The organism is Krasilnikovia sp. MM14-A1259, assembly GCF_047159535.1.
Taxonomy (GTDB): Bacteria; Actinomycetota; Actinomycetes; order Mycobacteriales; family Micromonosporaceae; genus Actinoplanes.
The window spans coordinates 7,545,673-7,568,775 of sequence record NZ_BAAGAJ010000002.1 but is presented as its reverse complement, the minus strand read 5'-3'; the positions used below and the strand labels follow the sequence as shown (position 1 = coordinate 7,568,775).

Annotated in this window: 17 protein-coding genes; 3 read left to right on the top strand and 14 right to left on the bottom strand. The window is 70.2% G+C overall.

Annotated elements, in window-relative coordinates:
• The first annotated feature begins 4 nt into the window (after positions 1–4).
• The gene (locus tag ACMCNK_RS34305) at positions 5–421 is read left to right on the top strand and encodes a MarR family winged helix-turn-helix transcriptional regulator (protein WP_412740478.1); all 417 of its coding nucleotides are present in this window, start codon (positions 5–7) and stop codon (positions 419–421) included.
• Positions 418–915, top strand: a complete 498-nt coding sequence (locus ACMCNK_RS34300; RefSeq protein WP_412740477.1) for a hypothetical protein — start codon at positions 418–420, stop codon at positions 913–915. The genes ACMCNK_RS34305 and ACMCNK_RS34300 overlap by 4 nt, the downstream gene beginning before the upstream one ends.
• A gap of 132 nt (positions 916–1,047) precedes the next feature.
• On the opposite strand, the gene ACMCNK_RS34295 is transcribed toward ACMCNK_RS34300, so the two are convergent.
• The 13 genes from ACMCNK_RS34295 to ACMCNK_RS34235 form a co-directional block, all read right to left on the bottom strand.
• Positions 1,048–1,779 (bottom strand): DUF5995 family protein, encoded by a 732-nt coding sequence (locus ACMCNK_RS34295; RefSeq protein ID WP_412740476.1) that lies wholly within the window; start codon positions 1,777–1,779, stop codon positions 1,048–1,050.
• Positions 1,776–2,588 (bottom strand): hypothetical protein, encoded by an 813-nt coding sequence (locus tag ACMCNK_RS34290; protein WP_412740475.1) that lies wholly within the window; start codon positions 2,586–2,588, stop codon positions 1,776–1,778. Before ACMCNK_RS34290 ends, ACMCNK_RS34295 begins: the two co-directional genes overlap by 4 nt.
• A 24-nt stretch (positions 2,589–2,612) precedes the next feature.
• Positions 2,613–3,692, bottom strand: a complete 1,080-nt coding sequence (locus ACMCNK_RS34285) for a lactonase family protein (protein ID WP_412740474.1) — start codon at positions 3,690–3,692, stop codon at positions 2,613–2,615.
• 213 nt (positions 3,693–3,905) lie between these two features.
• On the bottom strand, positions 3,906–4,217 hold the full coding sequence (locus ACMCNK_RS34280; RefSeq protein WP_412740473.1) for a hypothetical protein: 312 nt from the start codon (positions 4,215–4,217) through the stop codon (positions 3,906–3,908).
• Positions 4,218–4,259: 42 nt separating this feature from the next.
• Positions 4,260–5,873, bottom strand: a complete 1,614-nt coding sequence (locus ACMCNK_RS34275; RefSeq protein WP_412740472.1) for an FAD-dependent monooxygenase — start codon at positions 5,871–5,873, stop codon at positions 4,260–4,262.
• 9 nt (positions 5,874–5,882) lie between these two features.
• Positions 5,883–6,917 carry a methyltransferase gene (locus tag ACMCNK_RS34270; protein WP_412740471.1) on the bottom strand — a complete coding sequence of 345 codons (1,035 nt, stop codon included), beginning with the start codon at positions 6,915–6,917 and terminating at the stop codon, positions 5,883–5,885.
• A 39-nt stretch (positions 6,918–6,956) separates the two neighbouring features.
• Positions 6,957–8,171 carry a cytochrome P450 gene (locus tag ACMCNK_RS34265; RefSeq protein WP_412740470.1) on the bottom strand — a complete coding sequence of 405 codons (1,215 nt, stop codon included), beginning with the start codon at positions 8,169–8,171 and terminating at the stop codon, positions 6,957–6,959.
• Positions 8,168–11,377: a ferritin-like domain-containing protein gene (locus ACMCNK_RS34260; RefSeq protein ID WP_412740469.1), complete on the bottom strand. Its 3,210-nt coding sequence runs from the start codon at positions 11,375–11,377 to the stop codon at positions 8,168–8,170. The genes ACMCNK_RS34265 and ACMCNK_RS34260 overlap by 4 nt, the downstream gene beginning before the upstream one ends.
• Positions 11,374–12,861 (bottom strand): flavin monoamine oxidase family protein, encoded by a 1,488-nt coding sequence (locus ACMCNK_RS34255; RefSeq protein ID WP_412740468.1) that lies wholly within the window; start codon positions 12,859–12,861, stop codon positions 11,374–11,376. Before ACMCNK_RS34255 ends, ACMCNK_RS34260 begins: the two co-directional genes overlap by 4 nt.
• A gap of 746 nt (positions 12,862–13,607) precedes the next feature.
• Positions 13,608–14,735, bottom strand: coding sequence for a nucleotide disphospho-sugar-binding domain-containing protein (locus ACMCNK_RS34250; RefSeq protein WP_412740467.1), 1,128 nt, complete (start codon positions 14,733–14,735; stop codon positions 13,608–13,610).
• Between the two features lie 451 nt (positions 14,736–15,186).
• Positions 15,187–16,394 (bottom strand): IS3 family transposase gene (locus ACMCNK_RS34245; protein ID WP_412740466.1). Its coding sequence is split into 2 segments (ribosomal slippage): positions 15,187–16,101 and positions 16,104–16,394, totalling 1,206 coding nucleotides; the frame shifts between segments, so codons are not numbered across the junction.
• Between the two features lie 186 nt (positions 16,395–16,580).
• Positions 16,581–18,158 (bottom strand): methyl-accepting chemotaxis protein, encoded by a 1,578-nt coding sequence (locus ACMCNK_RS34240; RefSeq protein ID WP_412740465.1) that lies wholly within the window; start codon positions 18,156–18,158, stop codon positions 16,581–16,583.
• 304 nt (positions 18,159–18,462) lie between these two features.
• A complete protein-coding gene (locus ACMCNK_RS34235; protein ID WP_412740464.1) occupies positions 18,463–20,718 on the bottom strand; it encodes an ATP-binding protein in 2,256 nt (751 codons plus the stop codon).
• 508 nt (positions 20,719–21,226) lie between these two features.
• Here ACMCNK_RS34235 and ACMCNK_RS34230 point away from each other — a divergent pair.
• Positions 21,227–22,306: an NYN domain-containing protein gene (locus ACMCNK_RS34230; protein ID WP_412740463.1), complete on the top strand. Its 1,080-nt coding sequence runs from the start codon at positions 21,227–21,229 to the stop codon at positions 22,304–22,306.
• A gap of 117 nt (positions 22,307–22,423) precedes the next feature.
• Here the strand turns inward: ACMCNK_RS34230 and ACMCNK_RS34225 are convergent, their stop codons facing one another.
• A complete protein-coding gene (locus ACMCNK_RS34225; RefSeq protein WP_412740462.1) occupies positions 22,424–23,062 on the bottom strand; it encodes a hypothetical protein in 639 nt (212 codons plus the stop codon).
• Between the last annotated feature and the right edge of the window lie 41 nt (positions 23,063–23,103).

The following is a 23,103-nucleotide window of genomic DNA, read 5'->3' as shown; positions in this document are numbered from 1 at the left end:
AATCGTGAAGAACGATTCCGTGATACTCGAGTTGCAGCGGGCAACCCATGCGACGCTCCACCTGCTGGCCACGGAGCTGGCGGATCTCGACCTGACCGCCTCAGAGATCAACGCCTTGGGAAACCTCGCGGACGGTGCCAGCCGCACGGTCTCCGAGCTGGGGGCCGCCATAGGTACGCGGCCCGCGACCCTGACCGGGATCCTCGACCGCTTGGAGCGCCGAGGCCTGATCACGCGCGCCGCCCGGCCGGGCGACCGCCGTGCCGTACTGATCACCCTCACCGACGACGGGGTTCGGACCGCGGCGCAGATCCGCCATACCCTGCGCACGGTGGAGCAGCGGGCGCTGGCCGGCCTGCCGGCCGATGTCGTGCACGGGGCGCGCGCTGTGCTGCGTGCCCTGACGGAGGCAGCGCGATGAGCCGCCCGCGACCGGCAGGGCCCGCTGCGGCCGCCGGTGACTTCGATGCGCTGATGGCCGAGGTCATGGCGCACACGGACCGGTTCGGCCACCGCCAGCACATCCACTTGACCTGGCTTGCCGTACGCAGATGCGGCATCGACGCCGCGACCGCATTGATCAGCGACGGTATACGACGTACCGCGCGCTATGCCGGGTCACCGCAGAAGTACCACGCGACCATGAGCCGGGCCTGGGTCGAACTCGTCGGCCACCACGCAGCGCACAGCGACGACGACACCTTCGACGACTTCGCGGAACACCATCCTGCGCTGCTGGACAAGCGTCTGCTGGCCCGCTATTACCGATCGTCGACCCTTGCGACGGCCGCGGCGAAGTCCGGCTGGGTCGAACCAGACCTGACGCCACTCCCCCGGTCGACCGAAGCCGATGTCGCAAGAGCCGCACACCAGACCGCTTCTGCGGGCCGAGTGGACCTCCGCACACGATCCTGAGGCCACTCGTGTAACGCCGGTCAGTCCCAGCGCCATCAGCAATACCAGGACCTCGTACGCGCCGGTCAGGCGCCGCCGCTCAGTTGGTCGGGTATTCGCTGGTGGTCGCCGCAGTCGGGCCGGCCGAAGAGTTCAGCGGGGCAGCCGTACCCCGAATCCGCGCCGGGCTAGCTTCAGCAACACCGGTCCGGGAGCCACCAGATCACGTACGCGGTCGGCGCAAAGCCGTTCCAGTTCCGCAAGCACGGTGTCGTAGGTGCGGGTGCGCCGTGCCTGATCCAGCACCTGGGTGTTGTGCCAGACCTTCGCACGCGCCTCGGCGAGGAACTTTCGGCTGGCGGCGCGGTTGGCCGGCCGCAGCAGACGATCGAGCAGGCCGACCCTGGACACGGCGCCGAGCTCGCGGGCCTCGGCGCTGACCCGGGCCTGCAAGACGACGTCGACGTGCCGGTGGTCGGCGTCGCGGCTGCGCAGGATCGCGGCGTCGTCGAAGTCGTCAGGGCTGATCACCGCGATCAGCGCCTGCGGAAGGTCGAAGTTGATGTGCGCGTTCAGGCCGAGCAGGACGTGCTGCAGGGGTGGCATGTCCGGCCGGTCGTGAGCTGCCGCGAACGCGACCTGCCAAGGTTGCGTCACCGGGTGGCCGGCGCGGTCGGCGTCGAGCGCGTCCAGGTACAGGGTGGCGAATGCCAGATCCCAGCGCCGTACCCAGTCACCGTCGGCGAAGCCGCCACGCTCGATTTCGGCCGCGACCGCCTCGGTCGTGCGCAGATAGACGCCGTGGAAGTACCGCTGGGCCCCGCGGAGGGTGGCGAGGTCGGCGCGCATCCGATCCAGCAGCGCGGGGATCGACCCCTCGGTCACCGTGCCCGCTCCATCACGGCGTACACAAGAATGACCGAGACCGTGAGCCCGCCGAACCCGGCAGCGAAAACCCAGGTCAAGGCGTTGGACGGGTCGAATTCGGCATGGGCGCGGAGGCCCGCGACGACCATCAGGGTCAGCATGACCGCGGCGACCTGAAACGGCAACCGCGCGCTGCTCCATCGACGGTCGAGCGACGCCCCGATCCCGGCGAGACCGAGGCAGAAGATCGCGCCCAGGACACGCGCGGTCAGCGGTGTGAGGGGCCACGGCCAGATCCGCATCGCGACGGCCGGTGTGAGAAAGAGGAACAGCCCGGTGCCGAGCGCGAGCACGCCCACGGCGGCCGTCGTCGTCGCGGTGACCGCGGGCAGCAGCCGGTCGTTGACGGAGGCCGGCCGGCCGGTCCGGCCGTTGCGCAGGTAGACCCACACGATCAGGAACGGCGTGGTGAAGTAGAGCAGCGCCCACAGCCAGAACGCGACGTGCATGTGCCGGAAGCGGTCCCAGTGGATGATCGTGGCAAGGCCCAGCAACGACGCGAACGTGGCCACGGGCGGGAAGCCGCCCTTGACGGTGTGCCAGCCCGACGCCCGCGCGGCCCGGATGAAGAAGTAGGCCCCGCCGAGGTACGCCGCGCCGAGGACCATCGACGTCATCGTCGGCGCGATGTTCCACGCGAAGAGCCGGCCGGCGTGCGAAGGCACCGGGAAGAGCACAGCGAACGCCACGATCAAAACCGGCGCGATCGTGTACGAGACGCCGCGCGTGAGCCGCTGGATGTGGTCGTCACGATCCACGACACGCACGGCGCCTCCTGAGCCTGGGTCGCGTCAGCTGGCCGCGATGCCTTCCATGCCGTGGCCGTTGGCGAACATGGGCAGCCCGGTGACCGTGGCGACTTGTTGCAGCGTGCCGTCCTGGGCAGCCCGGTATCCGTCGAGGCGACCGGCGACCGGGTTCTGGACGTAGAGATAGCTGCCGCTGGACGCCATGTCGATGGGGGCACCACCCGGCTGCGCCACGACGCCACCGTCATGACCGGACAGCGCGACTCGCCCGTCGGGCGCCAGGTCGAACGCCGAAATCGTGCCGCTACCGGCATTGGCGCCGTAGAGGCGGCCACCCAACGGCTGAATCCAGCACAGTGCCGCCTGACCGTCAGCCACCGAGCCGAGCGGGGTCAGGGTGCCGTCGGCATGAAGTTCGTAGTGGGTCACCGACGAGGTTCCCACCTCGGTCACGGCGATGCCCTGCCGGGTGAAAGCGAACGAGAACGGCACCGGATTGGCGGTGGGCGTGACCACCGGTTCACCCCGCGGACAGCCGTCCGAGTCGAGGAGGAACACCTTGATCGTGTTGTGGTTCTTGGTCGTGACCACCAGATGCCGTGCCTCCGGGCTGATACCGACCTGCGCCGGAGCGCTGATGAACACCGGCGGATTGGCGTTGCCCAGATCCAGGGATCGGCGTGACTGCGGCATCGGCACGAGGCCGTCCAGGCTGATCCGGAAGCCCTGTACGGTACCGTCGCCGCCCGCGTTGAGCGCGTACAGCAGGTCGCCCTGCACGGCGAGGCTCACCGGGAACGTGCCCCCGGAATCGATGACCTGCCGGCGGGTGAGGCGGGCGCCGTCAACATCGAACACGGTCAGCGAGTCGCTGCCCGCGTTGACGGCGTACAGCCGGCTGTGTCCCGGGTCGTAGACGAGTGACCCCTGGGAGGCCAAGGCATCCACGGGAGCCTGCAGAGCGGCGCCGCCGTTCCCTCCGGTGGGATACCGGCCCGCCTCGTTCAGGCGGCCGTCACCCGACCGTTCGTACGCCAGCACACTGTTCCCCATGGGATCGTTCATCTGGACGAACACCGCGTGACGGACGGAATCGGCGGACTCCGCACGAGCCTCGCTCATCGCTGCTCCTTCGCACTCGAACTGCCCTCCACGCCATCCTGCCGCCGCTGCGGTCCGTACCGCAGGCGTCCGACTGTTTGATCACCCACGGGTGAGACCACCCGCCTTGGACGTGGATTGATCGCCTCGAACCGGTGAACTGATTCCGGTAAGAACGATCGCGAGCACGTGCGGGCCGGACGGCATGCCGGCCACGAGTCACCTGGGCGGGCGTCAGGCGTTGCAGAACCAGCCATTGAGGACGGAACCGTGGGCGTTGACGGTGCCCCAGGCAAAGCCGTACACCCACTCCTTGTTGGCGCCGTCGAACCCCTCCACGGTGAACGTCTGCGGGTAGTGCAGCTGGCCGAGGAAATTGTGGACATCGAGGCTGTCCGCACAGACCGTGAGCCGCCGTCCGACGTCGTTGTTTCCCGCGTACGGATAGGGCCCGCCGGCATAGGCGACCCCACTCGAGGCGACGAGCATGGCCATCGAAACGCCGACGGCCACCGCCGCTTGTGCGGTGCGCTTACGAAGCTTCACGACACGGGAGCCTAGAACAACGACCAGCGGCTCGCGACACCCTCAAGGCTGAACCTCGTCGGCATCGGACGGTCGCTCGCCGGGCATGCCCGCGCACAGGAACCGGCGAAGGTAGTTCCGGAGGTCCTGTGGCCGGTCCAGCCGTGCGACCAGGCCGAGGTGCCCGTCCGGGCGGACCAGCGCGAATTCGCGGCGGCGACCCATCTGCCGTGCGGCGTGCGCGCTGGCCGGCACGACCGGCACGATCCGCACCGGTGCCGGGCAGCTCATCCATGCCTGTTTCAGCGCGTGCAGCGTGGCGGCGTCGGCCTCGGCGGAGGCGACCAGCAGTGTCCACCGGTCGAACGACAGCAGCTGGTGCGATCGCGTCGGCCGCCCGCCCGCCGGCTGCAGCGCGACGTCGGGCAACCGGTCACCCGCGCGCGGACCGCCCCGGAACCGGCCCGCCCGGTGCCACGAGAGCGGGCTGGCCCGGTGGTGACGGCCGAAGTCGCTCATCATCCACTCGGTGCGCCGTTGCACGCCGGGCAGCGGCATGGTCGCGGCGAGCAGGACGCTGCGCAGCGTGTGGGCCAGCGGCGGCAGCACCATCTCCATCGGACTGCGCCGCATGTCCCGGATCACCTGGTGTGCCAGCCGGCGCTGTTCGAGATCGTACGTGTCGAGCACGACGTCCGCGGCCTGACCGCGGTGCACCGCCGCGAGCTTCCACGCCAGGTTGTACGCACCGAGGATGCCGACGTTCATGCCGTGCCCGCCGAGCGGCGCCCACGCGTGTGCCGCGTCGCCCGCGAGCAGCACCCGGCCGTGGCGCAGCCGCGACGCGACGCGGTCGGCGAACCGTGCCCGGCTCAGCCACACCGGATCGGTGAGGGCGAGCCGCAGCTCCGGCAGGTGCGCCGCCCCGGCGACCAGGTCACGCAGTTCGTCGAGGGTCGGCGGGGCGGTCCTGCCCGGATCGGGGTCGTCGCGGACGCAGAAGATCCGGTACCCGCCCGCGGGTGTGGGAAAGGCGATGACCGACCGGTACGGCGCGAGGAAGAAATAGCCGTGCCCCGGGTTGTCGCCCAGCGGCCAGGACGGCACGACGTTGCCCTGTACCACCTGCATGTTGGCGCGCGGCTCCCCCTCGTACGGGATCCCGAGCAGTTCCCGCACGGTGCTGCGGACCCCGTCGCAGGCGACGACCCAGGCGGCGCCGGCCCGTTCGGTGCTCCCGTCCGCCCGGCGCAGGGTGACCTCGACGCCGTCCGGCCGAGGGTGGAGCCCGGTCACCGCCGTACGCCATTGCACCGTGGTGTCGTGCCGCGCCAGTTCCTCGGTGAGCAGCCGTTCGATGTCGTGCTGTTCGATCGTCATGGCCCGGGGATACGCGGACTCCAGCCGGCCGACCCGGAACGAGCAGAGGCGGCGTCCCAATCCGAAGACGTTGGCGCCGCGCATCTCATAGGAGTTCTTCCGGATCGCCTCGCCGGCGCCGAGGGCCCCGAGGGCTTCACCGGCGCGGGGGAACAGCACGTCGGCGCGGGGTTCCCGGCTGGTCCCGGGTGCGCGGTCCACCAGCCGGACCCGTAGGCCCAGGCGGCGCAGGCCGAGCGCCGCGGTCAGGCCGACCGGTCCCGCGCCGACCACGATGACGTCCGTTGCTTCCCGCATGGTGGCCGGTCACCGTTGCCCGGAATCGTCGGCGGGCACCGCTTCGATGACACTCAGCGGTGCCGCGGCCTCCACGACCCGGGTGAACCGCAACCCCGCTTCGGCCAGCAGCCGGCGGTGTTCGGTGAGGGTCCGTTCCCGTCCGCCGTAGACGATCAGCATGGCCAGGTCGAGCAGCCTGCTGGGATGGAACGCGTCGCCGTCGGGGACCACCGCTTCGATCATCAGGAGCCGGTCCCCCGGCCGCATCGCGCTGCGGCAGTTGCGCAGCAGGGTACGGGCGTCGTCGTCGGCCCAGTTGTGCAGGATGCCCTTCATCAGGTAGACGTCGCCGCCGCTGGGCACCCCGGCGAGGAAGTCACCGCCGACCGCGGTGCACCGTGTCGAGAGTCCCTCGGCGGCGAGCCGTTTGCGGGCGATGTCGGCCACCTCGGGCAGGTCGAATACGAGCCCGTGGGCATCCGGGTACGCGTCGAGGAGCACCGCGAGCAGGCTGCCGTCGCCGCCGCCGACGTCGACGATCAGGCGGGCGTCCCCGAGGTCGTACCCGGTGGCCAGCGCGCCGCCCATCAGCCGGCTGTGTTCGGCCATCGCGGCGTGGAACAGGCGGCCGCGCTCGTCGTGGCGGGCCAGATCCTGGAAGATCGGCGCACCGTGCACCCGCGGGTAGGTCGGTTCGCCGGTACGGATGCTGTGCGCCGCCGCGGCGTACACATCGGTGAGCATCGCCTGGAAGCCGACCCACGACCGCAGCGATCGCGGGTGATTCGTGCGCAACCGCTCGCCCATCTCGGTCAGGTCGAACCGGTCCGGCTCGGTCTCGGTGCACAGGCCGAAACCGGCGAGCGCCCGCAGCAGCCGGCGCAGGGCGTCGGGCTGGGTGCCGGTGTCGCGGGCCAGGGCGTCGACGGTGCGCGGCCCGTCGCCGAGCCGATCGGCGACGCGCACCTCGACGGCCAGCTGGATCACCCGGGCCGCGTCCAGCGCCTCCGCCATCCGCAGCAACTGCAGGCCGGCATCCCGGTCGTTGCGGGTGTCGTCCATCGGCTCTCCTCGGCTTCTCACCCGGCCCGGTCGGGCCGGTCATCGGGTACGGATCGGCACCCGGCTCGGCCCGTGGAAGACCAGGTCGTCGGCGTACGCCGGCGGGCCGGCCAGGGCGAGCCCGGGAAGGTCACGCAACAGGGCGGTGAGCCCGATCTGGGTCTCGGCGCGGGCCAGCGCGGCACCCAGGCAGTAGTGGATGCCCAGCCCGAAGCCGAGGTTGCGGCCCGCGGTGCGGTGCAGGTCGAGGCGATCCGGGTCGGCGACGTACGCCGGGTCCCGGTTCGCGGAGCCGAGCACGAGGACCGCCTTGCTTCCCGCAGGGATCTCATGACCGTCCACGGGCACGGGCTCGCGCACCCACCGGCTGACCATCTGCACCGGGGCGTCGTAGCGGATCAGTTCGTCCACCGCGTCCAGGGTCAACCCGCCGCAGCGCACCTGCTCGGACAGATCGGTACGGGCCAGCAGGGCCGGGACCGCCTTGCCGATCAGGTTGGTGGTGGTCTCGTGGCCCGCGGTCAGCAGGTGAATGCTGGTCGCTGCAATCTCGTCATCGGTCATCGATGAGTCGGCCCTGACCAGGTGAGTGATCAGATCGAACCGCGGCGCGCGGCGACGGCGGGAGATCTCTTCGGCGAAGTAGTCGAGCAGTTGCCGGGCCGCGCTCTGGGCGGCGGTGAAGCGGCGGTCCGGGTCGCCGCCGCGGGAACTGTTCGCTCGTTGCAGGGCCAGCGCTTGCGTGCGGACGAAGCTCCGGTCGGCAGCGGGGATGCCGAGCAGTTCGGAGATCACCAGGATCGGCAGGGGTGCGGCGAAGCCCTCGACGAGGTCGGCGTGATCGTGGCGGCGCAGCTCGGCGGTGAGCGTGTGGGCGAGCCGTTCGATGCGGGGCCGCAGGTCGTCGACCATGCCGGTGGTGAACCGCTCGGCGACCACCGTACGCAGCCGGGTGTGCCGCGGCGGGTCGAGGAAGACGAGCCAGTCGGCGACGACCCGGCGCAACGCGCCGTAGCGCGCGGGGATGAGCGGGGTCGCGCCACGCGGCGGCTGCCGTCCGGTCTGTCTGGCGCGCAGCAGGCGGGCTACGTCGTCGTACCGGAACAGGTACCAGGTGTCGGGCCTTCCATCCTTTGTGGACGGCACCCGCAGCGCCGGGTCCGTCTCGCGGTAGTGCCGGTACCGCGGATACGGATCGGCGATCTGCGCGGGATCGGTGAGCGGGAACGGCGCCGCGCGGGTTCGGGTGGTCATCGTGGTAACCGCCCGAACGCGTCGGCGTAGAAGGCGAACATGTCGGCCACCTTCTCCGGCACGCTGGCGCATTTGCGCGCCGCCGTGGCCAGGTGGTCGAAGCGCAGCGCGATCGAGCGCATCGCGACGTCCGGCCGGGACAGATAGACGGGTGCGGTCTCCAGCTCGAACGACGGGCCGGCGGTCCGGCCGCGCCGTCCCGACGGCAGTGTCACCAGGACCTCGGCGAGCGGGCCCATCATGCCGGTCATCACGTCGATGGCGGCGTTCATCAGGGTGGACCGGCGCAGGCTCGCGTCGGGCTGCTGGCCGAAGTGCTGGACCATGAGCTGGAACATCATGAAGAAGGACCGGTTGAACAGATGGAGCACCGTACGGGCCTCCGGCGCCGTGACGGGCTCGGTATTGGGGTTGCCGGTCCGCAGGGTGGGGTTGCGCGGCACCGGGTAGGCGGGAGTCCAGACCTCCGCGCGGGGCGAACCGGCGGGCCGTTGCGCCATCAGCGCGTCCGCGATGCCGAGGAACGTCTCGTAGTGCGAGTCCCCGGCCGGCTTGACCGAGCTGAGTTTGCCGCCCTCGCCCTGCTCGGTGACGACGTCGATGGCGAACAGGGCGCTGGCGAGGTCGTCCACCTCCAGCTGGTAGTCCGGATGCACCGCGTTGACGGATTCCCGCAGGAACAGGTGGTGTTCGCCGCCGCCGCGGCCGCGGTCGACCAGGAACAGATCCGGCACGCGCCGCAGTCCGTCGCGGACCGCGTCGTACAGTTCGCTGAGTGAGCCGTACCGGTGGGTGGATTCGGGATCGGGTGGTTCCGCGTCGGTGAGCCGCCCGGTCTGCGAGTAGGGCCGCTCGATGGCGATGAACCGCTGGGTCGTGCCGAGGTTGAAGGGCTCAAGGGCAAAGTCCATCGGTACGGGCAGAGAATTGTTGATCATTCCAAAGTCGAGCATCGGGACGTGGAACGCCTCGCCGAGCGCCATGATGATGTTGTTGATGACCAGGAAATGGATCATCTCCTCCCGGGCGACCGTGAGCAGGCTTCCCCGGACCCCACCGGCCAGACTCTTGCCGCCGTCGCCGCATGCCAGCCGTGCCTGCTCCGGGGTCCACCGGCCGCGCCGGCGGTATTCCTGCGCCGCTCCATAGGTGGGGATGGAGTAGACGGCGTACAGGTACTGCAGCATGACCGCCAGCTCGATCGCGGCGGCCTGGCGCAGCGCGTCGAGCAACTGCCCACGGGTCGCGATCCGCGGTTCGGGACGCTCACCGGCGGGTACGAAGATCGGCACCCGCGACTGTTGCTGCTGCCGGCGCAGGAACGTGAGGAGCAGGTGGGCCTTCGGCGCGGAAAGGTCCCGGGTCGGCGGCATGTAGTACGTGCGTGCCTTGTTGCGCGGGTCGCACATCTGCCAGATCAGCCGGGCGTACGTTTCGACCTTCGGCCGGTCGGCAAGGCTGAACACCTCGGCCCGCATGAACGAGTAGAGCAGCTCGTAGTAGGCGAACACCTCCCGGTAGACCAGGTCGAACGTCACGGCCTCGTCGGGTGTCCCGGCGAGGTGCCAGTCGTCGGGCAGCGTGCGCACCGCGAGCGTTCCGGCCGCCGACCACCGGCCGAGGGCGTCGTCGTTGTCGTACGCCTCGGCGGCGTCGCCGGGCACCGGGTCGGCGCGCGTATCCAGCACGAGCCGGGCCGCGCCGCCGTGTGCCCCGCGCATGCTGAACCAGCCGCGGCCGCCGGCGTCCGTACGGGTCACGCAGGACGCCCCGAACTCGCCGTCGGCGTCGAGCCGCCCCGCCCGCAGACGGACGACGTCGGTGCCTTCCCGGTCGTACGGTCGTGACCGCGGGTTGGGGAACTGCCGCACGTGCACGGCCTCCACGGCGGCCGGCCGGCCGCGGACGAACGACCGGATCTCCACCTCCACCGTGTGCTCGTGCTCGTGTGCGGGCCTGGGATGCTCGACGAACCAGCAGGCGTCGTCCGCCTGGATGCTCACCTGTTCCTCGCTCAGCAGCGTGAGCCGTTCGTCGGCGGCCGTGGCCACCAGGCACAGCGGTTCGGAGTCCACACCGCGGTCGTGGAGGATCGTGGGCACCCGCACCACGCCGCTGGTCAGGTCGAAGGCCTCACCGAGGTACGCGTCCCGCGGGATCAGCGCGACGACCCGGTCCCGGCTACGCAGCTCCAGCTCGCCGAGGTCGGCCCGGGGACCGAGCCGGTGCAGCGGTCCCGGGCCGGGCGTGTCGGCGCGTACCGTCACCGGCACAGCGTTGATCATGTTCAGCGTCGTCCACCGGGGAGTGACGGCGACCGTGAGGGTGCCCAACGGCGCGGGCCGGTCCGCCGCGGGTGCCAGCAGCCGGCCCGCCGGGTACGTCCGCGGCTCGTCGTGCCGCCAGGGAGCGATCGTTCCCCACACCGCGCAGTGGTTGGGGGCGTCGGGCGCGACCGGTGCGGCCATGTTCCCCAGCGCGAACTGCACGACCAGGCCGTCGAAGCGCGCCGACTCCACCGCGGCGCACAGCAGGCGGGCCGCCGGCGACGCCGCCGACTCGGGCAGCCAGTGCAGCCCCTGCCCCGCCACGACGAACTGGTACACCGCCGATCGCCGCAGGTACGGCGCCAGGTGGTGCTCCCCCACGTCGCGAATGTGCGCGAAGTGGTGCCACCGGGGCGGCTGGATCCCGGTGACGTCGCCGACCGCGAGGTAGCCGTTCTCGTGCGAGCGTCCCCGCCGCCCGAAACAGAACTGGCCGATCATCACCGCGGTCGTCCAGTGGGAGGTCGGATCCACGTCGAAGATCCGGGCCCGGTTGAACGTGGTGCCCAAGTATTCGTTGTAGTGCCCCCAGAAGTCGACCGGGCGGCCCACCACCGGATCGCGGACGTCCACGCCGTCGCCGATCTCCACTGCGGCCACCGTCGCGTCGATCCAGAAGTGGCCGTTGCCGGCGAAGTTCCAGCCTTTGCCCACGCTGAAAGGGCCATCGGGCGTCACCCGGCCCGCGGTGTCGAACCGGGGGCCGTGCTGGTCGAGATAGCGGTGGTAGTCCTCGACCGGCTGATCCACGGGGAAAGGCCCCGTGTCGGTGAGCGCGCGGTTGGTGGCCAGGTCGACCAGTCCGCTGCGCGGTCCGGTCGGCAGCTTCATCGTGGCCACCCCGCGGAAATGCACGCGGGGTACGTCGAGGACACTCATCGGACCGCCATCCCCACGGCGGCCAGCGAGGCCCCGGCCGGTATCGGCAGCGCCGCGTCGAAGATGCGCCGCGTTATCTGGCCGACCGCCGTCAGGGCCGACTCGATCGCCCCGTCGATCCATGCCGGTGTGGCCGAGCAGTGCTCGCCGGCGAAGAAGAGCGTGTGTTCCGGCCGGCTGGCCTGGGCCTGTTCCGCCTCGCTGGCCCGGGCGTCGGCCCCCCACCGGACGGCGCAGCCGCCGCGGCTCCAGTTGTACTGCCCCCAGGCCAGGCTGGTGGCGTTGTGCACCATTCCCGGTTGCAGCAGCTCGGGATGCATGGTGCCGAGATCGGCCAGCACGGCGGCGTACCGGGCGGCGGCCGGCAGCCGGCCCAGCACGTCGGCGTCCGCGTCGATGTTGTAGCTGGCCAGCAGCACCGCGCCCAGCGCGGGATCACCCTCGACCGGCGGATAGTACGTCTGCCGCACCCGGCCGCCGCTGGACGACGCACCGGCGTTGATACCGGCCTTCTGCCAGAACGGTTCCCGGCAGTGCAGCGCCACCTTGGTGGCCGGAACGTAGCGGAGCTGGTGAATGACGTCGAGCTTCTCCGGGCTGAAGCCGACCAGGCGCATGGTCCGCACGATCGAGAACGGGACCGTGCACAGCACGTGCCTCGAATGCCGGACCACGATGTGCCGCCCCTCGCGGACCAGCATGCTCACCCGGTCCGGTGCAACCTCGAAGCCGATCACCTCCCGGCCGCAGACGATGGGCCCGGTGATCCGTCGGGCGAGCCGGTGCACCATCCGGTCCATGCCGCCCCGGATCCGCAGCAGGTCGGTGCTCGTCTCGGCCAGGATGTCGTCCAGGAAGCTGCGCAGCGGTTCGTGGCACCCAGTACGCAGTTCGGGATGCGCCGCGAACAGTGTGTGCAGGTCCATCCGGCCCTGTTCGCCACGGTACGGACGCAGGTCGATGCCGGCGGCCAGATCGAGGAGCCGGTGTCTGAGGTCGTCGCGCAGGGCCGAGCGCTGGCCGGGTGGCGCGATGGCGTCCACGATGATGGCGAGCCAGGCGCCGAAGAGCAGCACGTCGTCGGGGTAGCTGACCGGCTCACAGGCCCGGCGGAGTTCCTCGACCGTCGCCTGGGCCGCGTCGGACAGGCGTTGGTAGCCGCCCGCGGTGTGGACGAACGCGTTCGGTTCGGCCAGCAGGCTGTCGAAGGGCCGCAGGTCGGGACTGAGGCCGAGGTGGTCGACGTAATGCATCGTGTGCCGATGGCTCGACGGAATGCGCATCGCGCCGAGTTCGACGAAGGGAGATTCGATGTCGCTGCCGAACCGGTAGGTGAATATGCGGCCGCCGATCCGCCGGCTCGCCTCCAGTACCTCGACCGCGCAGCCCAGCCGCTCCAGCTCGTACGCGGCCACCAGGCCGGCGATCCCCGCTCCCACGACAGTGACGTGCCTGTCGTATTCGCCGTCTACTACCGAGGCCATCGGACCATCTCCAGCAGTGGGTGTAGCCTTTTCTTGACGGTCGATTCTCGTCATTCCGGTCCCACGGTGCGCCGATGCCCGGATGCCACACATTACCGACCGACGCGTCAACGGCCGGCAGTTCCTGGCCTGGCCCGGCGCATACTTTCCACGCTCGCCTCGGGCGCATTGCGGTACTCATGAATGGTTCTGCGTCGTTGTTTCGGCCATGATGGAGCGCGGGCCGGTACTGTCAACGGTGGCGGGCGAGCCTCGCCGGACCCCATACCCAAGTACAGGACGAAGCTACTGGTGAAGCACGGGCGACATCGACCGAGCCGACATCGAAGGCTTCACCGGCCCGCGTTCAATCGTCCGCAGGTGAAACCATTTATCCTTGGACTTCGTTTCTTCACGCATACGCTTCCTCCGCATCAACGAAGTTAGCCGCGACCCGACCGCACGTCAACCGCCACCACGCGCCACCGTGCACCCGAATTTCATATTCTGCCGACTGGGATTTTTCCAAATACCGATCTTCGAAACCGCCACTGCCTGCCGTATGATGCATCTGACCTGACGACGTCCCGGCACATTCTCCGATGCCACAAAGCTTGCCGGACGGATACGTCGAAGAGGAAATTCCATACCTAAACCAGGCCTTCTTGGACTGCGATTCCCCAGCATGCCAACAATGGTTTCATGTTTTCGACACGAATGACCAAACCGCGAAACATTCGGGCTGCGCGACTCTTTCGGTCTTTGATTCACCGCCAGCGAATCAGCCGCGACGCGATCTCCGCCGGCGCGGGCAGATTGCTCCACTCGGTCCGGACCTCGGCGGCGGCGCCCCGCAGCTCGTGATCGGTCAACAGTCGTTGCAGCAGTGCCGCGTCCAACTCGTCCGGCTCGGCCACAAGCCCGACGCCGCGACGTCGCGCCGCGTCGGCGGTGATGTAGCGATCCGCTCCGTTGGGCACGACCAGTTGTGGCACACCCGCCGCGATCGAGGTGAGCGCGGTGCCGGCCCCGCCGTGGTGGATGATCGCGGCACATGTCGCCAGCAGCGCGCTCATCGGCACCCATTCGCATACCCGCACGTTCGGTGGCAGATCGCCCAGGACCGCGGCGGGCCGGCCACCGAGCGCCAGCACGAACTCGGCGTCGATGCCCGCCGCGACGCCGACGATCCGTCGCATGAGGCCGGGACCCTCCACGGCCGGCGTCACCGTTCCCAGGCTGACCGCGACCCGGCGCCGCTGCGGCGACTCCGACAGCCAGTCCGGCAGCACAGCGCCGGTGGAATACGGCACACACCGCACCGACCAGCCGTCGGGCTCCGGGACCATGCTCGGCGGCGCCGGATCCAGCGTCACCGCCGGCTCGGCGGGCGCCGTCAGGCCGTACTCGTCGTACAGATCAAGCAGCGCCTGCCGGAAGCCTTGCCAGAGCGGACGGGTACGGACGAAGCCACAGTCATGCAGCACACCCGGCACGCCGAGGGCGGCGGCGGCCACGGCCCCGACCGCACCCAGCTCGTCGTACACCACCAGATCCGGACGCCACCTGCGCGCCAGCCGTATCGCATCGGCGGCCATACGCCGGCTCACCGGCGCGAACAGCGTGACGGCGAAGTGGACACTGTGCCGGCGAGCGGCCGCATGCTCCTGGGCGGGCAACTCCGGCCGTTGCGCGAAGAGCTGCCCCAGGTAGTCCCGCACCCGGAAGCCGGGGGCGACGTCGACGACCGGCAGGCCCGCCCCCGAGGCATGCGCAAGACCCTCGCCGCACGTGCCGAACAGCACCTCGTGACCGCCGGACCGGAACGCCCAGGCGAGCGGCACCAGTGGAAACACGTGCCCGGCACCGGGCATCGCGAGGAAGAGAATCCGCATGTTCGCCAGCCCTTCTTCCGCAGCTCAGTTCACGGATCGAGCAGATCGAGCAGCCGCCGGGCCACCTCCGACGGCGCAGGCAACGCACAAAGCTCGGCGTGGACCTCGCCGGCCGCGGCCCGCAACACGGCGTCGGAGCAGCCGCCGCAGCCGTCCGGCGTTTCAGATCCACCGGCGCGGCGACCAGGCCGATCCCCCGGTCGCGGGCGGTGTACGACGAAGTGGGTGTGGTAGGACCAGGCAGAACACATGCCCGGCTCCAGGGGACGACACGAAGAACACGCGCATTGCCAGAGCATTCGGTCGCGGCACTTGATCGGTCCTGTTGAGAAGATCGATCTGGGTGGATATCACGGCAATGATAAGAGCGTCAATCGCTCGATTGTCAAGAGACCACCAAACGCATCCGTAGCACGCAGGGTGAGCTTCCCCCCGGGGTGTGGACACCGGGTTATGCCGCGACTTGGAGCAGCGTAGCCGGGTCGGGGGTTTGTTCGTAGTCGGCGGGGCTGCGGTAACCGAGGGCGGAGTGCCGGCGGCGATGGTTGTAGAACGCGATCCAGCGGAACACGTCGCGGCGGGCATCGGCCTCGCAGGCCCAGCGGCGCCTGTCGACGTCGAGTTCGCGTTTGAGCGACGCGAAGAACGCCTCGGCCAGGGCGTTGTCGAACGACGACCCGATCCGGCCCCTCGACCGGCGTACCCCGTAGCGGCGGCAGGCGTCCGCGAAGGCGGTGCTGCCGTATTGGCTGCCGCGGTCGGAGTGGAACACCACGCCGTGGACGCGGTGTCCGCGAGCCGCGACCGCCGCGTGCAAAGCGTCGATGACCAGCTCGGCGCGCATGTGAGAGTTGATGGACCAGCCGAGCAGCCGCCGGGAGTGGATGTCGATGACGGTGGCCAGGTAGATGAATCGATCCCCGACCCGCAGATAGGTAATGTCGCCGCACCACCGCTGATCCGGTGCAGGGGCGGTGAAGTCGCGACCGAGCAGGTCTGGCACCGGCGCCGCGGCCAGGTCCGGGATCGTGGTCCGTTTACGCCGGCGCAGGTGCCGGCCGACCACCGCACGCTGACGCATGATGCGCTCGACCCGTTTGCGGTTGACCCGCAGACCTTGCTCGCGCAGTTCGACGGTGACCCTCGGTGAGCCGTAGGCGCCGCCCGAGGCGGTGTGCACCGTGGTGATCGCGGCGGCCAGCGCGTCCTCGGCGGCGGTCCGCGCGGCCCGGCCGGGTGCGGCGGCGGCCCACCGGTAGAACCCGGAGCGCGACACCGCCAGGACCCGGCACAACCGCTTCACGCCGTGCTCCCCACGGTGGGTGGAGATGAACCGGAAGCGGCTGGTCACCGATCCATCTCCTTCGCGAAAAACGCGGCGGCCTTGCGCAGGATCTCCTTCTCCTGCCGCAACTCGGCCACCTCACGGCGCAGCCGGGCGATCTCAGCGTCCTTGTCCGCCACCGACAACCCGGCACCCGCCGCCGAACCCGCGCCTGGGCCTGAGGTCTGCTGCTCGTGCTTGCGGACCCAGTTGCGCAGCGTCTCGTGACTCAGGCCCAACTCGCGGGCAACCTCGTTGATCGGCCGGCCGGACGAGCGCACCAGCTCTACCGCATCGGCCCGGAACTCTTGCGTGTACTTCGATGGCCTCCCCAACGGGGACACCCCTTTCCTCTGGACTCAAGATCCAGTTTCAGGGTGTCCACACCGCCGGGGGAAGCCCAGACCACCAAACGCATCCGTAGCACGCAGGGTGACCAAAGTCAGCCGTGTGTCAGCCAACGAGCCGGACGGGATCCGCACGGCCGAGGCGGATCTGCCTCCCGGCACCCGCCCGGCCGGTCAGAGATGGAACTGGGTGACGAGGCCGCGGAGTTGGTCGGCCATGGCGGCCAACTCCTGAGCGGTCTGCTGGGATTGCGCGGTGTCTCGGCTGGTGGTCGTGGTGGCGTCGGCGACCCCGGCGATGGTTCCGGCGATCTCGGTGCTGGCGCTCGCGGCGTGGGTGACGCTGCGGCTGATCTCGGCGGCGGTGGCGCGTTGTTCCTCGACGGCGGCGGCGATCATCGTCTGGAATTCGTTGACCTGGCCGATGACGTCGCTGATCGCGGCGATGGCGGCGACCGCTGCGGTCACGTCGGCCTGGATGGCTGCGACGCGGTCGGTGATGTCGGCGGTGGCCGTGGCGGTGTCCTGAGCGAGACTCTTGACTTCGCCGGCGACGACGGAGAAGCCTTTGCCGGCTTCGCCGGCGCGGGCGGCTTCGATGGTGGCGTTGAGCGCGAGCAGGTTGGTCTGCTCGGCGATCGTGGTGATCACGTGGACGACGTTGCCGATCTCGGTGGAGGACTCACCGAGGCGGGACATGATCTGCCCGGCGGATCGGGCGTTGGCGACGGCGTCGGCGGCCACGGTCGCGGCGCGCATGGTGTTTTCGGCGATCTCGCCGATGGAGGCGCCCATCTCGTCGGTGCCGGCGGCGACCTGGGTGACGCTGTCGGAGACCTGGGCGGCTGCGCCGGCCACGACTGTGGCCTGGGCGTCGACTTCGTCGACCGATCCCGCGATGCGCTGCGAGACGGTGGACATCGTGGTGGCGGACGCGGCGACGGTGTCGGCGGAGGCGGCCAGGCTGCGCACGGTGTCGCGAACGCTGCCGACGGCGGTGTTGAGCTGGGTGGCCATGCGGCCGAGTTCGTCGCCGGAGTGCACTGTGGCTTCGCGGGACAGGTCGCCCTTGGCGAGGGTGGCCAGGACCGCGCCGACCCGGTGCAGCGGGCCCAGGATGCTGCGGGCGACCAGCCAGGTCACCACCGCCAGCAGCGCAATCCCGATGAGGGCGACCGCGCTGAGCAGCCAGGTTGCGGTACGTCGTTGCTGGCCGATCGCTTGCGACGCCGCCTTCCCATGGATTTCCAGGGCGTCACCGACGGCGGGCAGGTCCGCCTCGACGGTCTTGAAGGATGCCTGGAAGTCGGCGTAGGTCGCGGGCGTGTGGTTGCCCGCGAGCGCGGTGTCGAGGGTGGCGCGGGCGAGGTCGAGATACGTGGTGATCTCGGGGGTGACGCGGGTGGCGGCGGTGCGGACGTCGGTGAACATGCCCGGCGCAGCCAGTTCGCGGACCCCGTCGCGCAGGATGGCGGAGTGTTCGTCCAGGTCGGCGCGGATCTCGCCGGCCTCGGCGCTGCCGGTGGCGAGCAGGGCGCGTTGAACGTCGCCGCGGATGGCGTCGTGGGCCATGTCGGCGGCCATCTGCACCCGGGAGAGGCGGCCCATCCGGTCCAGTTCCTGGCCCTTTACCGCGGCCCGCCCGAGTGCGGTCACCCCGGCAGCGGCGATGATCACCATGCCGAGCAGCCCGATCCCGGCCAGCGCGGCCAGTTTCGTGCGCACGGACCGGTCCGCCACCCACCTCGCCACCGCACGCATGCTGCATCCCCCTGACGGCGGGGCACGATGCCCCCTTCACCTCAATATCGCCACCGGTCGAGGAGGGCTGAGGACCGTCGGGTGTGGCGGCGGCGGTTCACTGCACGCGATTGTCACCGGGCCCCACGCAGCAGGTGTGCCGTTAACGGCTGTGCCAGGAGCTCGCGAGGAACCCGCCGCGTTCGATCCTGACGGCTACGCCGGTTTCGGCGGCGAGAGCCTGCGCGAGTGCGGCGTCCGGTCACCGCGGCCACCAAGATCCCCACGCGATGTCGGCGGCGTTCCGGCGGACTGGTCAGGCGGCGAATCGGGCGGGTGCCGCCACGGTAGACGCATGGTTCGTGTGCTGGCGGGTGGCGGCTGTTTCGGGCGCGGTGACCACGGCTCGCGGCGCCGCGTTCGCGTCGGTCGGGGCGCTGATCGGGTCGGCCGCGGGCAGGGTGAAGGTGAACCGGGCGCCGCCGCCGGGGTTGTCGCCGGCGTGGATGGTGCCCCCATGACGGGTGACGATGCGGTGGCAGATGGCCAGGCCGAGGCCGGTGCCGGCGTAGGCGGCACCGGGGTGGGCGCGGTGGAAGTTGTCGAAGATGGCCTCGTGCTGTCCGGCGGGGATGCCGATGCCGTTGTCCGCGACGGTGACCTGCACGAAGCCGCCCGAGTGGGTGCTCGTGACCCGCACATGCGGGGTGGCCGCCGGGTCGGTGTATTTGATGGCGTTGCCGATCAGGTTCTCCAGCAGTTGCCGGACCGCACCCGAGTCGGCGAGCACCGGGTGGAGCCGGCCGAGAGCGACCTGCGGCACCGGCTGGCCGGCGGCGGCCGCGGTGTCGGCGCGTCCCGCGGCGATGTCGCCGACCATGGCGGTCAGGTCGACCTGGGTGAGGTTGAGGTCGGCGTCGCGGGCGGAGGTGTAGGCGAGCAGGTCGTTGATCAGTCCGCGCATGCGTACGGCCGCGCGGGTGACCCGGTTCATGCCGTCGCGGGCCAACCCGATCGCGGGCTGGTCGCCGTCCAGGGCATCCGCGGCGGCCTCGGACCAGCCCTCCACGGTGGTCAGCGGGCTCTGCAGGTCGTGCGCCACGGCGCCGGCGAAGGTCGCGAGCTGGTCGCGGTGGCGGCGTTCGACAGTGACGTCGTGGTAGAGCACGACCGCGTTGCGGGTGCCGTCGCAGCCGGGCAGCGGGGTCGCGGAGACCCGCAGGATCCGCCCGTCACGGCCGTCCGGGTCGGTGAACAGCAGGTCGATCGGGTCGACCTTCTCCCCCGCCAGGGCCCGCGCCGGCGGCAGCGTCTGCGCGGTGACCGGGCTGCCGTCGAGGTGATGGACCCGGGGCTGCACGTCGTGCATGGCCCCGGCGGGCCCGAGCAGCCGCACCCCGGCGGGGTTGCGCAGCACGACCTGGCCGTCGGCGTCGACCAGGGACAGGCCGTCGGCCATCGAGTCGATGACCGCGCTCATCATCGCGGCGTGCCGGGTCTGTTCTTCCTTCTGCCGGGTCAGTTCGGCCATCAGCGTGATGCGTTCGTCGCGGCCCAGGGCCAGCGCCAGGCCGATGGCGGAGATCAGCACCACGTACGCCTGCGCGGTCATGGCCCGCAGGTGCGGATCCGCGACGGCCGCCATCGGTCCCTCGCCATGCAGGGTGAACAGCATCGCCGCCGCGCCGAAAATCAGGTGATGCAGCACCAGGAAGCTGGTGCGCAGCCGGACAGCGGCCCACACGGTCAGCGCGATAAGCGGGAACGCCAGCGGCAGACCGTGGTCGAAGACGAACCCCATCAGGTAGGCGACGGTGGAGCACAACGCCACGGCCAGATACTCGGCGACCCGCCATGCCGGCATCGCCCGCAACGCCTTGTCCGTGGCCTGCCACCAGCCGGCAAGCGATCCGTGCCGGGCCTGGAATCCGCTGATGGCGGGGCCGAACCAGAGCCCGGTGGTGCCGACGACGAAGATGCTGGCGACCTGCCGGGCCATCCACTCCGCCGCAACGAGCCACGACATCGGGGCGGCGGCCAGCCACAGACCGGTGAGGCCGAACGCCGCGCTCGCGGCGGCGGCGGCGGCGACGACCGTGACAGCGAGCAGGTAGGCCAGATCCCGCGGCGCGGACAGCCGCGCGTTGCCATCGGCGCCCCACAGGGTCGGCCGCCAGCGTCCCAGCAGCCACACAAACACCACGGCCTGCACAAGATTCGCGGCCGCCAGCACCACGCCCGCCGGTACCGCGACACCCGTGGCCACGTTGCCCGCCAGCGCGATCAAGGACAGGGCGCACACGTCCACCCACCGCGTACGGGCGTGACGCTGGACGCAGAACCACACCACGGCGACACCGGCGGCGGGCCACACCAGCGCCATGCCGCTGCCGTCGATCACCGTCATCCGGCCCGCCAGCAGCGCCAGCGCATACACGACCGCGAACCCGGCCGTGCGCGCCAGCGACACCCGCACGGACAGCAGGCCGCGGCCGGTACGGCTCGACGCCGTTGCCGGCGTGCCTGCCGGTGCTGCTGTGGTGCTGGTGACTGTTGCGCTGATGCGCTCCACGTGATGTCCCCCGTTTCACCAGGCCACGTCTGCAGGCCCGGCATCCAAGGTTCGGGGAGCATCGGTGTGGACCCGGTGCGACGCGGTTGCCGGCAGGTTGCAGCTCATACCTTCAGCCCAGCCCAAGCCTCCGGACGGTCGACGCCGGCCTGCCGAATCGGCCGGGCAGCCGTGGGCCGCCCGGCCGACCGGGGCCGGACTGTGGTGTCAGCCACCCGGCTCGCAGGGCTGCTGGACGTTCCCGGCCTGCCGAGCCCCGGCCGAAACCGTGTCCCTTGCCTGCCGCCTACTCGATTCGCTGCGGATCGGCATCCGACCGGCTCGGTGCGGCGCTCATCGCTCGCCTGTCCGATGAGGTGGGAACTGCCCGCGGGTCACCACCGGTTCCAGGGGTACGCGCTGGACGGCTCGCCTGCGTCGCATGTGAACGCCCGCGGCGCGGGCGCACTGGCTGCCCGGGTCAGGAGGAGGAGCCGCCGGCGGCAGGGCCGGGCGTACCCTGATCTGTGTGGATCAAGAAGAGCGCATCGCCCTGTTCCTCGACTACGAGAATCTCGCATTGGGAGCGCGTGACCACCTCGGCGGCATGACGTTCGAGCTGCGGCCCATCGCCGATGCGCTCGCCGAACGCGGGCGGGTGGTCGTACGCCGGGCATACGCCGACTGGTCGTACTTCGACGAGGACCGGCGGATGCTCACCCGCTCGCATGTCGAACTCATCGACATCCCGCAGCGCATGGGGGCCTCGCGCAAAAACGCCGCCGACATCAAGATGGCCGTGGACGCGCTGGAGCTGGCCTTCGAGCGCGACTACATTTCCACCTTCGTGTTCGGCACCGGCGACAGTGACTTCACTCCGTTGGTGCACAAGCTTCGCGCGCTCAACAAGCGTGTCATCGGCGTGGGGGTCGAACGGACGACATCGGCCATGCTGCCGCCCGCCTGCGACGAGTTCCTCTTCTACGACCGCCTGGAGGGCGTCGAGGTCCCGCCCTCGCGTACGCGGCGGAGTCGCCCGGCCAGAACCCCGGAGGCAGAGCCGCCACCGCGAGAACAGGAACCCGAAGCGCAGCCGCCCGCGGACGCAGCGGCACGCGATGTCGATACGCTCGCCGTACTCGTCGCGCAGACCGTGGCCGGCCTGCAGCGCAGCGCCAGCGGAGCGGTGGCAGCCTCGATGATCAAGCGCACCCTGCTCCGTAAGGACCCCACGTTCAACGAGGCCGACTACGGATTCCGTGCCTTCGGCGAACTCTTGCGCCATCTTGCCGAACAGAACGTGGTCGAGCTGACCGAGGGACCCGCCAAGGGCGACCCCGACGTGACTCTGCCCGAACATGGGGCCCGGGAGGCGGCGTTCGGCCTGCTGCGCTCGGTGATTCTCGACCTGGCAGGCAGCGATAGCCCGGTGGCGCTGTCCGGTCTCAAGAACCAACTGCGCAAGGTACGGCCCGACTTCAGCGAGAAGAAGCTCGGCTACCGCAGCTTCCTGCAGTTCAGCAGGGCTGCGGCGACCAGCGGAGCCGTCGGCCTGAAATGGAGCGCTGACGCCGAGGACTATCTGCTGACCGCCAAGGCCGGAACCTGAGCGCTGCCGGGCAATTGCCGCGGAGTCCCGGCCGATCAGTATCTGATGCAACCACTGAGATCAGCACGCCTTACGCGGCTACCGGATCCGGATTGTCACGTGCGAGCCGAGGGTTCGTCAGAGCAGCGTTTCTCCCCGCCACGGCCGGTACCCGGGGATGCCGGCGTCCGCGGTCTGTACCCGGTCCGTCAACCATGATCGCAAATAGTCTGCATCACGACGACCGGCATATATGCCCCACGCTGTCAGCCCGACGAAGAAGGCCAAGAAGCCCAGCGAAACGAGACAGGGAACGAACACCTCGCCGCCGACGTCGCCGCTCCACGCCGAAACAGCAGCGTGGATCACACCAACCAAGAAGACGCATACCACGCCAGCGAGCCATAGTGCGCTGAACGCCCTGACGAACGGTGACCAGCCGAGCCGTCCGACAAGCCGGGAACCGGTACCGTCCGGTTCGAGATGGCCCCGCATCACCGGCCGCCACGAGTTTCGGACTCCCACCGTGACGGCTTCCAGCGAGACTCGACGGATACCCACGCGGCCGATGACACGGTGTTCACCCCAGCCACCGAACATGAAGGCAGCGCGCAGATAGGACGTATGGCCAGCGATCAACCGCGCCCGCACCGTCTCCACGGGCAACAACGACACCAACACCAAAGGTTCGGATCGCCACCCCCGCAACCAGATCCTGATCCACCGCCCGACAGCCGCGAGGGCCGGCTTCTTGAGGGGGCTGTCGGCGGACATCATCCCGGGAGTACAGCACCGGTCATGATCAAAGCGAACCGGCC